Genomic DNA, 11,948 nt, shown 5'->3' on the forward strand with positions numbered 1-11,948 from the left:
TCTCAGAACAGACCTTGCTCAACTTCAATTTTCTTCGACACTTCTTCTGCATCAACCAGACCTTGAGCAATCAACTGTTTGGAGTGCTGCTCCATGGTTTGCATACCATGCGCCGCACCAGTCTGAATCACAGACTGCATTTGCGCGACTTTGTCTTCGCGGATCAGATTACGAATAGCAGGTGTTGCCATCATGATTTCATGACAAGCGGTTCTCCCACCGCCAATGCGCTTGAGTAATTTCTGCGCAATCACCGCACGCAGAGACTCAGAGAGCATGGAACGCACCATGCCTTTGTCGCTACCTGGGAAAACATCAATGATACGGTCGATAGTTTTCGCCGCCGAACTGGTGTGCAAAGTACCAAATACTAAGTGGCCGGTTTCAGCCGCGGTCAACGCTAGACTGATCGTTTCCTGATCGCGTAGCTCACCAACTAAAATGACATCGGGATCTTCACGCAATGCACTGCGCAGCGCGTTATTAAAACTATGGGTATCATTGTGAACTTCACGCTGGTTGATCAGACATTTGTTATTGGTGTGCACAAACTCAATCGGATCTTCAATAGTCAGGATATGCTTATTGTGGTGACGATTAATATGATCCACCATTGCAGCCAAAGTGGTCGATTTACCTGAGCCCGTTGGCCCAGTGACTAAGATTAATCCTTTCTCCATATTGGCGATGTTTTCAAAGATCGATGGCGCTTCTAGCTGCTCTAAAGTCGGGATATCAGTTGGAATGGTACGAAATACGGCCGCACAGCCACGGGATTGGTTAAAAGCGTTGACCCTAAAACGGCCAACGTCCGGAAGTGCAAAAGAAAAGTCGACTTCAAGACGTTCTTCAAATTCGCTACGCTGAGCATCGTTCATAATTTCAAACACCAAACGATGCACTTCGGAATGGTTGAACGCTGGTACGCCAAGCTTTCTTACTTCACCATCAATGCGTACCATGGGAGATACACCAGCAGAAAGATGTAGATCTGAAGCATTATGCTTTACACTAAAATCCAGTAATTCAGCGATATCCATTTAAAATCCTTAATAAAGTTAGCTATGAGTAGTATTCAACAAAACATTGAACAGATCACCTCACAGATTGAAGCGGCACAACAAAAGTGTGGACGCCCTCTAGGCTCAGTGCAACTTCTGGCGGTGAGTAAAACCAAACCGTTCGACGCGATTTTAGAAGCAGCTCGCGCCGGTCAAGTCGCTTTTGGCGAGAATTACGTACAGGAAGGCGTTGATAAAGTTGCGTATTTCGCTGAAAACCACCCTGAATTGACTCTAGAATGGCACTTTATTGGTCCAATTCAGTCCAACAAAACACGCTATGTTGCGGAGAGCTTTGCCTGGGTGCATACCGTTGACCGCGCTAAGATTGCCCAGCGATTAAATGATCAAAGGCCGCAAGAAATGGCGCCGTTGCAAGTTCTCATTCAGGTCAATACCAGCAGTGAAAGCTCTAAATCTGGCGCCAGTGATGACGAAATCTTTGCTTTGGCAGAGTTGATTTCTTCTTTGCCAAACCTCACGTTAAGAGGATTGATGTCAATCCCGGCCAACGTTTCAGACTATCAGTCTCAGCTTGCGGCATTTAGCCATTTGGCAGAGCTGAAAAACCGATTGGCGCAACGTTACCCAGAGCTCAATCTCGATACGCTTTCGATGGGCATGAGTGGCGATATGGAAGCCGCAATTGAAGCGGGAACGACTATGGTCCGAATTGGCACCGCTATTTTCGGTGCTCGCGACTACAGCAATAAAGCTTAATCAGCAATAACAGGAAGAACACAATCAATGGAACACAAGAAAATTGCCTTTATCGGCGCAGGTAACATGGTCAAGGCTATCGTCTCTGGTCTAGTATCAGGCGGTTATCCTGCTGCCATGATCACAGCGACAGCCCCATCTGAGACTCGACGCCTGCCGTTGGAGCAAGACTATTCCATTAAGACCACCAGCGACAATATAGCCGCAGCCAGCGAGGCTGACGTGGTCGTCCTTTCTGTGAAACCGCAAATGATGGAAGAGGTATGTAAACCACTTCAATCCATCGACTGGTCAGGCAAACTGGTCATTTCGATTGCCGCAGGTATCAGTAGCCAACGCCTATGTGAAATGCTGAATCACAACCTAAACATCGTTCGTGTTATGCCAAACACTCCCTCTCAGCTTGGTTTGGGAATGAGTGGTCTGTATGCTCCATCGCACGTTTCACAGCAAGATAAAGCCTTTGCAGCTGAACTTATGGAGTCATGCGGCAAAGTTTGTTGGGTAGAACAAGAATCCGGCATCAACAGCATCATTGCAGCTGCTGGCAGCGCTCCGGCTTACTTCTTCCGCTTTATGGAAGCGATGCAAGCTGAAGCCATTGCCCAAGGTTTTGATAAAGAGACGGCTCGCCTTTTAGTGCAACAATCAGCCTTAGGCGCTGCAAGCATGGTCGTTGGCAACCCAGAGACAGAACTATCGACACTGCGCGAAAACGTCACCTCAAAAGGCGGCACTACGGCGGAAGCGTTACGCACATTCAACGAACACCAACTTTCAGATATAGTAGCGAAAGCAATGCAAGCCGCTGTAGCTCGTGCTGAAGAAATGGAAAAACAGTTTTAATTAGATTGAGCCTTGGCTCTACGAAGTAAGGGTAACCTATGAATTCAATGAGTTTTCTGATTTCCACCCTGTTTGATCTCTACATCATGGTGGTGATCTTGCGGATTTGGCTGCAAGCTGCGCGTGCAGACTTCTACAACCCATTCTCACAATTTATCGTCAAAGCGACTCAGCCAGTGATTGCACCACTGCGCAGGGTTGTCCCTTCGATCGGCAGTATCGATTTAGCGACAGTACTGTTTGCTTACGTGCTGTGTGTGCTGAAGTTTGTCGCTCTGATTCTGGTTGCCTCCGGCGGCTCTGTGTCATTCAGTGCAGAGTTCTTCTTCCTTGGTCTACTATCGCTGATTAAAGCAGCTGGTGGCTTGCTGTTCTGGGTACTTCTTATCCGCGCCATCCTGAGCTGGGTCAGCCAGGGTCGCAGCCCGATTGAATATGTCTTCCATCAGCTTACAGAACCTATGTTGGCGCCTATCCGCCGCGTAATTCCGGCAATGGGTGGGTTCGATCTTAGCGTACTGGTCCTATTTATTGCCCTTCAGTTCGCGAACTTCCTGATGGGTGACATGATTGGCCCTGTCTGGTTCCAGCTATAATGGCAAAAGCCGCTTGGTTAGAAGGTGATGACCTCCTACTCAGGCTCTACATTCAGCCCAAGGCAAGCAGAGATAAGCTGATTGGTCTGCATGGTGATGAAATCAAAATCGCAATTACCGCCCCGCCTGTGGACGGAAAAGCCAACGCTCACTTAAGTAAATACCTGTCCAAACAGTTCAAAGTAGCAAAAGGGCTAATCACCATAGAGAAAGGGGAACTCGGGCGACATAAACAAGTCAGAATCCAGTCCCCAGCTCATATCCCCGAAACAATAAAGGCCATCTTGTGATGGCCTTTTTTAATTCGAATCACAAAAGGCGCACTCTCAATATTTCACATAAAAAGCACAGCATAATTCGCCCTTGGTAATCTAAAAACCTTCACAGAGTGAGGATCCAAACGTATGATCAGGCGTAAAAATAATAAGCATGTAGTCGTATCATTTACGCTGCTCTTTTCCTCTGTAGTAAGCCATTAAGGAAGCATCATGAAAAAATGGATCACGTTAGCGCTGGCCAGTCTTTTAGCCCTACCCACGTGGGCGGGTCAGTTTAAAACCATCAAAGATGTCGAAGTTCACTACTCCGCATTTAACTCCACATTCCTAACTCCGCAAGTCGCGCGTAGCTATGAGCTAAAACGAAACGGCTACTCAGCAATAATTAATATCAGTGTGTTAGACAATTATCAGGCTGGTAAGCCTGCCATCACCGCGAAAGTTAGTGGCAGCGCGAAAAACTTAATCGGCCAAACTAAGACACTTGAGTTCCGCGAAATAAAAGAAGGCTCTGCGATTTATTACCTCGCTGAATTCCCTATTTCGGACGAGGAAAACCTAACATTCAATATCGATGTTAATGCTGGTAATAAAGGCACGGGCAGATTAAAGTTCACCCAGAAATTTTATGTGGAAGAGTAACGACTAAACACCCTTCCCAATATAGGCACAAACAAGATTATGAATGCACAAAAAATTGTCCTAGCGACAGGTAACCAGGGCAAGGTTCGTGAGATGGCCGATCTGCTGGCAGATTTCGGTTTCGATGTCGTGGCACAAAGCGAATTTAATGTCTCAGAAGTTGCTGAAACTGGCACAACATTTATTGAAAACGCCATCATCAAGGCGCGTCATGCAGCGAAAGAAACCGGATTGGCGGCCATTGCCGACGATTCAGGCCTTGAAGTCGACTTCCTAAAAGGAGCGCCGGGCATATACTCTGCACGTTATGCCGGAGAAGGCGCGAGTGACCAGCAAAATCTAGAGAAGCTGCTCGATGCAATGCAAGGCGTTCCGCAGGAGCAACGTACTGCACGCTTCCATTGTGTATTAGTGCTAATGCGTCACGAATTAGATCCAACGCCGATCGTCTGCCACGGTAAGTGGGAAGGCCGTATTCTGACTGAAGCTCAGGGCGACAATGGTTTTGGTTACGATCCGGTTTTCTTCGTTCCAGAAGATAACTGTGCTTCAGCAGAGCTTGAACCAACACGTAAAAAGCAACTTTCTCACCGTGGTAAAGCGCTTAAGCAGTTGTTTGCGACACTTTCTGAGCAGCAATAATGAGCCAATTGATTCCACCAGCGCTGAGTCTTTATGTCCACATCCCTTGGTGTGTACAAAAATGCCCTTATTGCGATTTTAACTCGCACGCGTTAAAAGCCGACATCCCAGAGCAAGAGTACATAGCTGCTCTGCTGGAGGACCTTGATACTGATATCGAGCGTTATCAGCTTAAAACCAACCTACGGGCACTCCACTCCATATTTATCGGTGGAGGGACGCCAAGTCTCATCTCAGCGCAAGGAATCGCTGATTTACTTGCTGGCATAGAAAAAAGAGTCGCGTTTAAAGACGACATTGAAATCACCATGGAAGCGAATCCAGGCACGATTGAAGCGGAGCGCTTCGCGGGGTATCGCAAAGCTGGAGTGACGAGAATTTCGATTGGTGTGCAGAGCTTCGAACAGCAGAAGCTCGAACGTCTTGGGCGAATCCATGGTCAGGATGAAGCCGTCAATGCCGCGAAACTGGCTCACAAGATTGGTTTAAATAGCTTTAATCTTGATTTAATGCACGGTCTGCCAGACCAAACCGTAGAGCAAGCCCTCGCGGATCTGGAAAAGGCGATTGAGCTTAACCCACCACATCTTTCGTGGTATCAGCTCACTATTGAGCCCAATACTATGTTCCACTACAAGCCGCCTGTTCTGCCCGATGACGATGACTTGTGGGACATTTTTGAACTCGGCCACCAAAAGCTGACTGAAGCGGGCTACGTTCAGTACGAAATTTCCGGCTACAGTAAGCCAGAGTATCAATGCCAGCATAATCTCAACTATTGGCGTTTTGGCGACTATCTCGGCATTGGCTGTGGCTCGCATGGCAAACTCAGTTTCGCTGACGGGCGTATCATCCGTACGACTAAGGTCAAGCACCCGAGAGGCTATCTGGCAGCGTATCAGAATATGGTAAAACCCTACCTAGATAGTGAAGCCGATGTCGCTAGCGAAGATCGTCCTTTCGAGTTCTTTATGAACCGATTCCGTTTGATGGAAGCCTGCCCTAAGCAAGACTTCTTAGATACAACTGGCTTGGGTTTTGAATCAATTCAGGAAACCATCGACTGGGCGAAAGAGATGCAATACCTCAGCGAGTCTGATACGCATTGGCAAATCACAGAAAAAGGAAAGCTGTTCCTTAACGATTTGCTCGAAGCGTTTATGGCGGAAGAGGATTAGAGGGGCTGGAACAAATTTGAAAGGGTTGACGATATGGTCAACCCTTTTTGTTTTTCATCGTTCAAAACTTGTCTCCGCTGTCTCGGAGCGAAGTTTAGAATATCGAGCGGCCAATTCGCTCAGCGAGTAGCTCTAGTGCTCTGGTCCCGGCGAGAGAGTTGCCTGAAGGGTCCAGCTCTGGAGACCAAACCGCAATCGTCATCTCCCCCGGTACGATAGCGATGATCCCGCCACCAACACCAGATTTCCCTGGCATACCGACTCGGTATGCAAATTCCCCAGCACCATCATACAAGCCACATGTTGCCAGCAAAGCGTTAAGCTGCTTAGTTTGAGTAGGTGTCACCACAGGCTTGCCTGTTTGTACTGAAGTGCCTTTATTAGCCAGATAGCTGAATGTTTTCGCTAAATCGACACAGCTCATCTTCAAAGCACACGCATGGAAGTAGTTATTCAGAACAGGGATTACATCATTGTCAAAGTTGCCAAAAGAGCGCATAAGATACGCAATCGCCGCATTGCGGTCACTGTGCATCATCTCTGATGCTGCAACTATCTTGTCGTAACAGATATGAGTATCGCCCGACAGTTGACGGACAAATTCCAGCAAGCGTTGTCTCGGCGCAGACAGGCGGCTTTGCAGCAAATCGGCAACAACTATTGCCCCGGCATTAATGAAAGGGTTACGTGGAATTCCCTGCTCCATTTCAAGCTGAATCAGAGAGTTAAATGCCTGACCAGAAGGCTCCTTGCCTACCCGAGCCCAAATCTCATCAGGAGTATATAACCCCATTGCTAACGTTAAACTTAACGCTTTAGAAATGGACTGAATTGAAAAAGGTTCATCGGCGTCACCAGCTTTGATTACTTCTCCCTTATTGGTGAAGACAGCAATTGCCAGTTTATTAGCCGGAACTTTTGCCAGCGCAGGAATATAATCGGCTACTTTTCCCTGACCGATAAGCGGCCTGACCTCTTGCAGGATGTCGGCTAAAATTTCTTTTGTCGGTTTCATTACTTACCTATATTTCAAAGGCTTATTATTTTTCTTGTAGGGTCAAAAAAGCCAACATCAAAATGTTGGCTTTCTCATTCGCTTTTATTTCGCGGGTGACTTAGCTAACACGCTTAAACTTAATGTCCCACACTCCGTGACCTAAACGGTGACCACGTGCTTCAAACTTGGTCAGAGGACGATCTTCCGGACGTGGAACAAAGTCACCATCCTCGGCGATGTTCTCATATCCAGGCGCTTGATTCATCACCTCAATCATATGTTCTGCGTAATTTTCCCAGTCTGTCGCCATGTGGAAGATGCCTTCACCAACTGAAAGTTTTTGGCGCACCATTTCAGCAAAATCTAGCTGTACAATACGGCGCTTGTGGTGGCGCTTCTTGTGCCATGGGTCTGGGAAGAATAATTGCAGTGTTGCTAGGCTGCTGTCTGGGATCATGTTAGCAAACACTTCCACAGCATCGTGACACATCACTCGTAAGTTGGTTAGGCCAGCTTCGCGTGCATCCGCAAGACACGCGCCCACACCTGGGCTGTGAACTTCAATACCAAGGAAGTTTTTCTCAGGCGCATTTTTCGCCATTTCGACCAGAGATGCCCCCATACCGAAACCAATTTCCAGTACCACAGGGTTATCGTTACCAAACACTTCTTTCCAATCAAGAAGCTTTTCTTGGTAATCAATACCCATTGTCGGCCAGCATTCATTCATTGCGCTTTCCTGACCTTTGGTCAAACGGCCTTCACGACGCACAAAGCTGCGCACTTTGCGTATCAGTTTACCGTCTTCATTGTATTCGTTAGTGGTCACTTCACTCATGATTCTGCCTGTCTAAAAATTGCTCTCGACTTAAAGGGATTGTGATTATCCAAAGAATCGACATTGGTGCAAGTATTTTAGGTCATTTCTCGCAGAATAAACCCCTACTCTTTATCGGTTGTACTTTAGACAGTTTCTATGGTGCAATTTTAGCTAACTCAATAAATATAAAATTACAGAGCAAGTCGTGACTCCTTTTGCAAACGCCATCCTAGAATGGTACGAAGACTACGGAAGAAAAAGCCTTCCGTGGCAACAAAATAAAACTGCGTATAGTGTCTGGCTGTCTGAAATTATGCTTCAGCAGACTCAGGTCACTACCGTGATACCTTATTACCAACGCTTTCTCGAACGCTTCCCGACTGTCGTAGATCTTGCCAATGCAGAGCAAGATGAAGTGCTTCACCTATGGACAGGGCTCGGCTATTACGCACGAGCGCGTAATTTACATAAAGCTGCGAAGATTGTGGCAGAGCAATATCAGGGCGAATTCCCTCTCGATATTGAGCAGATGAACGCCCTACCGGGTATAGGTCGTTCTACCGCAGCGGCTGTATTGTCTTCTGTCTATAAACAGCCACACGCCATTTTAGACGGCAATGTGAAGCGTACACTGGCGCGTAGCTTTGCTGTTGAGGGCTGGCCGGGGCAAAAGAAAGTCGAGAATCAGCTTTGGCAGCATGCTGAAGAACACACTCCCGACACCGATGTCGATAAGTACAATCAGGCAATGATGGATATGGGTGCCATGGTGTGCACTCGCAGCAAGCCAAAATGTACACTGTGCCCAGTGTCTTCTTTTTGCGCCGCGTACAAACAAGGCAACCCTCTCGACTACCCTGGCAAAAAGCCGAAAAAAGAAAAGCCAGTCAAAGAGACCTGGTTCATTATGCTGCATCACCAAGGGCATGTATGGCTGGAACAACGCCCACAATCGGGGATCTGGGGCGGACTATTCTGCTTTCCAGAACACTCTGAAGCACAACTCGATCATCAACTGACAATGCGTGGTGTCCTTGATAAGGACATTCAACGTCGCGATCAGTTGATTGCTTTTCGCCACACCTTTAGTCATTACCACCTCGATATCACACCAATTTTGGTAGACCTATCAAAGCAACCTGATGTGGTGATGGAAGCAAACAAAGGTCTTTGGTATAACTTATCGCAACCTGAAGAGATAGGTTTGGCCGCTCCAGTAAAACAACTACTGGAAAGCCTGCCTTTCGAGCTTCAATATTGATTAACTCTAAGGAGTCGTTATGAGCCGCACTGTATTTTGTGCTCGACTACAAAAAGACGCAGAAGGTCTGGACTTTCAACTGTACCCTGGTGAACTAGGTAAGCGTATTTTTGACAACATTTCTAAACAAGCTTGGGCAGAGTGGCAACACAAGCAAACCATGCTGATCAACGAGAAAAAGCTCAACATGATGGATCCTGAGCACCGTAAACTGATCGAAACTGAGATGGTCAACTTCCTATTTGAAGGCAAAGATGTCCATATCGAAGGCTACACGCCGCCAAGCGAATAAGATTTGCCCTTTAGGTTAAGGATAGAGAGAATGACATCACTGCGTTGCTTTGATGTCATTTTTTTAGGATAGATATGAAGAAGTTAGCTTACTTTTTGCTGACAATGACGCTCACGGGTTGTAGTCGTGAGTTCATTGAAAACATCTATGATGTGAACTACGAACCAACCAACCGATTTGCCAAAAACTTAGCCGGACTACCCGGCCAGTTTCAGAAAGATACAGCGGCACTTGATGCCTTGATCAGTAGCTTCTCAGGCAACATTGAAAAGCGTTGGGGACGCGGGGAAATCAAGTTCGCCGGCAAGAGCAACTACGTCAAATACATCGACAACTATCTCAGTCGTTCAGAAGTCAATTTTGATAAGGGCACCATTGTTATCGAAACCGTTTCGCCAACCGATCCAAAGGGGCATCTGAAAAACGCGATTGTAACCACACTGCTGACCCCCGACGATCCAGCAAACGTCGACTTATTCTCTTCCAAAGACATCAAGCTTGAAGGCCAGCCGTTTCTTTATCGTCAGGTCGTCGACCAAGATAACAAGCCTATTCAGTGGTCGTGGCGAGCAAACCGATTTGCCGATTACCTGATTGCCAATAAGCTCAAAGTCAAAAACGTCGACTTCAAAAAAGCCTATTACGTTGAAATTCCTATGGTTGAGGAACAATTTGAGATACGCAGCTATAAGTATGCTGATATCGTTCAGCGAGCTTCACGCCGTTACGGTATTCCTGAAGATCTGATTTATGCGATTATCAAAACAGAAAGTAGCTTTAACCCATATGCAGTAAGCTGGGCCAACGCCTACGGGCTTATGCAGGTTGTACCTAAAACCGCAGGGCGTGATGTATTTAAGCTGGTGAAGAAGAAATCTGGTCAACCATCCCCTGAATATCTATTTAATCCAGAAAACAACATAGATACCGGTACCGCTTATTTCTACATTCTGAAAAATCGTTATCTAAAAGATGTTCGCCATCCTACTTCTCTCGAATACAGCATGATCTCTGCTTACAACGGTGGGACTGGCGGCGTGCTCAATACTTTCAATCGCAATGACAGAAAACGAGCAATGCGCGACCTTAACTCTCTGCAACCAAATCAAGTTTATTGGGCGTTGACGAAAAAACACCCAAACGCGGAAGCGCGCCGTTATCTCGAAAAAGTAACAAAATTCAAAAAGGATTTTAACGCTGGTAAATCATAAGCGCTAAAAACGCCTAAATTATCGGCACTCAACCACTTTTTTGAATTTTTTTCTAAAAACAAGTTGACGGCAAGACGGAAAATCCGTTTAATAGCGCTCCGTTGCCCGGATAGCTCAGTCGGTAGAGCAGAGGATTGAAAATCCTCGTGTCGGTGGTTCGATTCCGCCTCCGGGCACCACAATTTCTTTATTGTTGGTGCTTAGCACGAACAATTAGTAAAAGAATAAAGTGTGCCGACTTAGCTCAGTAGGTAGAGCAACTGACTTGTAATCAGTAGGTCACCAGTTCGATTCCGGTAGTCGGCACCATTCTTTTGCCTCGATAGCTCAGTCGGTAGAGCAGAGGATTGAAAATCCTCGTGTCGGTGGTTCGATTCCGCCTCGAGGCACCATTATTTGGTGCTTATCTGAAAAGATGACACAAATAATTCCCCCTTAGTTCAGTTGGTAGAACGGCGGACTGTTAATCCGTATGTCGCAGGTTCGAGTCCCGCAGGGGGAGCCACTTTCAAGAAGCCAAGTCGAAAGACTTGGCTTTTTTCGTTTTTAACTGCGACTTACTTGTTCCAAGTAAATGTCTCAGAGCTGGCCGCCTGCGTTGAGTCCCGACAGAGAGGCCATAATTAGAAAAAGCCTCATCACACGGTGAGGCATTTTTCGTATTTAATGCTCCTGCTTTGTTCCAAAGAAATGTCTCAGCACAGAGCCGCCCCTCCGCAAAGAATCCTACTCTCAAGTAATCTAATCACTCACAGAGCTCAGTTTTCCTCTTTCTCATCCAGATATCGACTTTCTACCCCACTTAGATTTTTATCTCATAGATCCGCAAACAATATAAATCCGTAATCTCATTCTTTATGTAGAAATACAGCATTTATTCAGGCAGCTGTAACCCGTCAAAAACGCGCAAAAAGCGTAGCTCGATTTGCTAATGCTTAGGAAAACAGGCTGAACCAGTTTGGGATTAGGCACTGATTCGACGCTTAAACAACTGAAAAGCACTCTTTAAGGGGTGTTTTTTTGCTATCTAAATCCATTATTCCCTACTCTCTCGGCTATAACTTCTGTTGCTGGCTATACATTTCTTATCCGAAATGAGCAAAAACAGCCCATTAAGTATAGAAAAACAACAAACGATATTTTTTTTGCAATTTAATGTTGACCTCCAAGGCGAAAAGCCTTTTAATACACCTCGTCGCCCGGATAGCTCAGTCGGTAGAGCAGAGGATTGAAAATCCTCGTGTCGGTGGTTCGATTCCGCCTCCGGGCACCACAATTTATTAATTGTTGGTGCTTAGCACGAACAATAGTTAAAGAATAAAGTGTGCCGACTTAGCTCAGTAGGTAGAGCAACTGACTTGTAATCAGTAGGTCACCAGTTCGATTCCGGTAGTCGGCACCATT

At 46.4% G+C, this 11,948-nt stretch carries 13 protein-coding genes and 6 tRNA genes; 16 read left to right on the forward strand and 3 right to left on the reverse strand.

The features are described from left to right. Nucleotides 1-2 precede the first annotated feature (2 nt). On the reverse strand, nt 3-1,040 hold the full coding sequence (locus tag QMA41_RS15360; RefSeq protein ID WP_006958261.1) for a type IV pilus twitching motility protein PilT: 1,038 nt from the start codon (nt 1,038-1,040) through the stop codon (nt 3-5). Between the two features lie 24 nt (nt 1,041-1,064). Here QMA41_RS15360 and QMA41_RS15365 point away from each other — a divergent pair, with 24 nt between their 5' ends. The 7 genes from QMA41_RS15365 to hemW all read left to right on the forward strand — a co-directional run bounded on the left by QMA41_RS15365 (nt 1,065) and on the right by hemW (nt 5,963). Beyond that, nucleotides 1,065-1,781 (forward strand): YggS family pyridoxal phosphate-dependent enzyme, encoded by a 717-nt coding sequence (locus QMA41_RS15365; protein ID WP_281630092.1) that lies wholly within the window; start codon nt 1,065-1,067, stop codon nt 1,779-1,781. A 27-nt stretch (nt 1,782-1,808) separates the two neighbouring features. Next, nucleotides 1,809-2,627 carry a pyrroline-5-carboxylate reductase gene (gene proC / locus QMA41_RS15370; RefSeq protein ID WP_019277259.1) on the forward strand — a complete coding sequence of 273 codons (819 nt, stop codon included), beginning with the start codon at nt 1,809-1,811 and terminating at the stop codon, nt 2,625-2,627. A gap of 38 nt (nt 2,628-2,665) precedes the next feature. Beyond that, on the forward strand, nt 2,666-3,223 hold the full coding sequence (locus QMA41_RS15375; protein WP_006958264.1) for a YggT family protein: 558 nt from the start codon (nt 2,666-2,668) through the stop codon (nt 3,221-3,223). Further along, nucleotides 3,223-3,513, forward strand: coding sequence for a DUF167 family protein YggU (gene yggU / locus QMA41_RS15380; protein ID WP_038509522.1), 291 nt, complete (start codon nt 3,223-3,225; stop codon nt 3,511-3,513). The genes QMA41_RS15375 and yggU overlap by 1 nt, the downstream gene beginning before the upstream one ends. Nucleotides 3,514-3,711: 198 nt before the next feature. Continuing rightward, nucleotides 3,712-4,143: a DUF4426 domain-containing protein gene (locus tag QMA41_RS15385; RefSeq protein WP_021458447.1), complete on the forward strand. Its 432-nt coding sequence runs from the start codon at nt 3,712-3,714 to the stop codon at nt 4,141-4,143. Between the two features lie 39 nt (nt 4,144-4,182). Then, nucleotides 4,183-4,785: an XTP/dITP diphosphatase gene (locus QMA41_RS15390; protein WP_006958269.1), complete on the forward strand. Its 603-nt coding sequence runs from the start codon at nt 4,183-4,185 to the stop codon at nt 4,783-4,785. Continuing rightward, a complete protein-coding gene (gene hemW, locus QMA41_RS15395) occupies nt 4,785-5,963 on the forward strand; it encodes a radical SAM family heme chaperone HemW (protein ID WP_281630093.1) in 1,179 nt (392 codons plus the stop codon). The genes QMA41_RS15390 and hemW overlap by 1 nt, the downstream gene beginning before the upstream one ends. Nucleotides 5,964-6,057: 94 nt before the next feature. Here the strand turns inward: hemW and glsB are convergent, their stop codons facing one another. Continuing rightward, nucleotides 6,058-6,978 (reverse strand): glutaminase B, encoded by a 921-nt coding sequence (gene glsB, locus QMA41_RS15400; RefSeq protein WP_019277252.1) that lies wholly within the window; start codon nt 6,976-6,978, stop codon nt 6,058-6,060. A 100-nt stretch (nt 6,979-7,078) separates the two neighbouring features. After that, nucleotides 7,079-7,798, reverse strand: a complete 720-nt coding sequence (gene trmB / locus QMA41_RS15405; protein ID WP_006958272.1) for a tRNA (guanosine(46)-N7)-methyltransferase TrmB — start codon at nt 7,796-7,798, stop codon at nt 7,079-7,081. A gap of 187 nt (nt 7,799-7,985) precedes the next feature. Here trmB and mutY point away from each other — a divergent pair, with 187 nt between their 5' ends. The 9 genes from mutY to QMA41_RS15450 all read left to right on the forward strand — a co-directional run bounded on the left by mutY (nt 7,986) and on the right by QMA41_RS15450 (nt 11,946). Then, the gene (gene mutY / locus QMA41_RS15410) at nt 7,986-9,041 is read left to right on the forward strand and encodes an A/G-specific adenine glycosylase (RefSeq protein WP_281630094.1); all 1,056 of its coding nucleotides are present in this window, start codon (nt 7,986-7,988) and stop codon (nt 9,039-9,041) included. A gap of 19 nt (nt 9,042-9,060) precedes the next feature. Further along, nucleotides 9,061-9,333, forward strand: a complete 273-nt coding sequence (locus QMA41_RS15415) for an oxidative damage protection protein (protein ID WP_006958274.1) — start codon at nt 9,061-9,063, stop codon at nt 9,331-9,333. Nucleotides 9,334-9,407: 74 nt separating this feature from the next. After that, nucleotides 9,408-10,544, forward strand: a complete 1,137-nt coding sequence (mltC, locus tag QMA41_RS15420; protein ID WP_281630095.1) for a membrane-bound lytic murein transglycosylase MltC — start codon at nt 9,408-9,410, stop codon at nt 10,542-10,544. Between the two features lie 103 nt (nt 10,545-10,647). Continuing rightward, a tRNA-Phe gene (locus QMA41_RS15425) sits at nt 10,648-10,723 on the forward strand. A 54-nt stretch (nt 10,724-10,777) separates the two neighbouring features. Then, a tRNA-Thr gene (locus QMA41_RS15430) sits at nt 10,778-10,853 on the forward strand. 7 nt (nt 10,854-10,860) lie between these two features. Further along, nucleotides 10,861-10,936: transfer RNA gene (locus tag QMA41_RS15435), tRNA-Phe, on the forward strand. Nucleotides 10,937-10,973: 37 nt separating this feature from the next. Continuing rightward, nucleotides 10,974-11,049: transfer RNA gene (locus QMA41_RS15440), tRNA-Asn, on the forward strand. A gap of 692 nt (nt 11,050-11,741) precedes the next feature. Further along, a tRNA-Phe gene (locus QMA41_RS15445) sits at nt 11,742-11,817 on the forward strand. Between the two features lie 53 nt (nt 11,818-11,870). Further along, nucleotides 11,871-11,946: transfer RNA gene (locus tag QMA41_RS15450), tRNA-Thr, on the forward strand. Nucleotides 11,947-11,948 lie beyond the last annotated feature (2 nt).

The organism is Vibrio sp. St2 (assembly GCF_947311885.1).
In the GTDB taxonomy this organism is placed as follows: Bacteria; Pseudomonadota; Gammaproteobacteria; order Enterobacterales; family Vibrionaceae; genus Vibrio; species Vibrio coralliilyticus.

Excerpts from the sequence above, each read along its gene's own strand:
- QMA41_RS15415 (WP_006958274.1), top strand. The coding sequence starts at position 9,061 with ATGAGCCGCACTGTATTTTGTGCTCGACTACAAAAAGACGCAGAAGGT.
- trmB (WP_006958272.1), bottom strand. The coding sequence starts at position 7,798 with ATGAGTGAAGTGACCACTAACGAATACAATGAAGACGGTAAACTGATA.
- proC (WP_019277259.1), top strand. The coding sequence starts at position 1,809 with ATGGAACACAAGAAAATTGCCTTTATCGGCGCAGGTAACATGGTCAAG.
- QMA41_RS15360 (WP_006958261.1), bottom strand. The coding sequence starts at position 1,040 with ATGGATATCGCTGAATTACTGGATTTTAGTGTAAAGCATAATGCTTCA.
- yggU (WP_038509522.1), top strand. The coding sequence starts at position 3,223 with ATGGCAAAAGCCGCTTGGTTAGAAGGTGATGACCTCCTACTCAGGCTC.
- glsB (WP_019277252.1), bottom strand. The coding sequence starts at position 6,978 with ATGAAACCGACAAAAGAAATTTTAGCCGACATCCTGCAAGAGGTCAGG.
- QMA41_RS15365 (WP_281630092.1), top strand. The coding sequence starts at position 1,065 with ATGAGTAGTATTCAACAAAACATTGAACAGATCACCTCACAGATTGAA.
- hemW (WP_281630093.1), top strand. The coding sequence starts at position 4,785 with ATGAGCCAATTGATTCCACCAGCGCTGAGTCTTTATGTCCACATCCCT.
- QMA41_RS15375 (WP_006958264.1), top strand. The coding sequence starts at position 2,666 with ATGAATTCAATGAGTTTTCTGATTTCCACCCTGTTTGATCTCTACATC.
- mltC (WP_281630095.1), top strand. The coding sequence starts at position 9,408 with ATGAAGAAGTTAGCTTACTTTTTGCTGACAATGACGCTCACGGGTTGT.
- QMA41_RS15385 (WP_021458447.1), top strand. The coding sequence starts at position 3,712 with ATGAAAAAATGGATCACGTTAGCGCTGGCCAGTCTTTTAGCCCTACCC.
- QMA41_RS15390 (WP_006958269.1), top strand. The coding sequence starts at position 4,183 with ATGAATGCACAAAAAATTGTCCTAGCGACAGGTAACCAGGGCAAGGTT.